The sequence below is a fragment of the Exiguobacterium sp. s122 genome, from assembly GCF_018618475.1.
Lineage (GTDB): Bacteria > Bacillota > Bacilli > Exiguobacteriales > Exiguobacteriaceae > Exiguobacterium > Exiguobacterium himgiriensis.
In genome coordinates this window covers 1-611 of record NZ_JACSMD010000018.1, presented here as the reverse complement: position 1 = coordinate 611, position 611 = coordinate 1, and the positions used below count along the sequence as shown (strand labels likewise).

Sequence of the window (611 nt, the reverse complement as noted above, 5' to 3'; positions counted from 1 at the left end):
ACGTTCGTCATCGTGAGCGCCTTGTAGCCACGCTTCTTCACTTCGACGAGGACGGCGCGGCTATCGGCCGTCTCCCCAGACTGTGACAAGAAGACGAAGAGCGGCTTCTCTGTGAGGAGCGGCATGTTGTAGCCGAACTCCGAAGCAACGTGTACTTCTGTCGGCACGCCTGACACGCGCTCAAGAAGTTGCTTCCCGATCAAGCCAGCATGGTAACTCGTGCCACACGCGACGATATAGATGCGGTCGGCCTCGGAGACGAGCGAGCGCACGCCCTCCGTGAGCTCGATGTCGCCCGCCTCGTTCTGGTACTGCTGGATGATGTTGCGGATGACGGCCGGCTGCTCGTCCATCTCCTTCAACATGTAGTGCGCGTACGTGCCCTTCTCGATGTCCGACGCGTCAATCTCCGCGATGTACGGCTCGCGCTCGAGGACGTCGCCGTCGAGCGTCTTGATCGTCGCCGTCTCACGTGTCAAGATGACGATCTCGCCGTCGTGGAGCTCGAGGTAGCGGTCCGTCACCTGGAGCATCGCCATCGCGTCAGACGCCACGACGTTGAACGTGCCGTCGCCGAGCCCGACGAGGAGCGGCGACTTGTTCTTGCCGAT

1 protein-coding gene is annotated in these 611 nt (G+C 61.7%); it reads right to left on the bottom strand.

What is annotated here, in order from left to right; all coding sequences use genetic code 11:
- Positions 1-611: SIS domain-containing protein (locus KNP92_RS15720; RefSeq protein WP_214842152.1), on the bottom strand; the 611-nt coding region annotated here is incomplete at both ends.